General features: G+C 45.0%; 1 protein-coding gene. It reads left to right on the forward strand.

Translation table 11 applies throughout. The features are described 5' to 3' along the window. Window positions 1–211: hypothetical protein (locus tag B4920_RS27840; protein WP_139379777.1), on the forward strand; the 211-nt coding region annotated here is incomplete at its 5' end. Window positions 212–238: the final 27 nt, after the last annotated feature.

The raw sequence follows: 238 nt of genomic DNA on the forward strand, positions 1-238 counted from the left end.
AGACCAAGTTGCTGGTGTAACGGGTGTTCGTGTTAAGGCTGACGTACCGTTATCAGAAATGTTCGGTTACATCGGTACTCTGCGTACAATGACTTCAGGCCGTGGTCAGTTCTCTATGGAGTTCTCACACTACAGCCCATGTCCAAACAGTGTTGCGGACAAAGTTGTTGAGCAAGTTAAAGAGCGTAAAGCTGCTGAAGCTAAGAAGTAATTCTTAACTTCCTCTAAATAGAAACCG

This window comes from Zoogloea sp. LCSB751 (assembly GCF_002028455.1).
Classification (GTDB): Bacteria; Pseudomonadota; Gammaproteobacteria; order Burkholderiales; family Rhodocyclaceae; genus Zoogloea.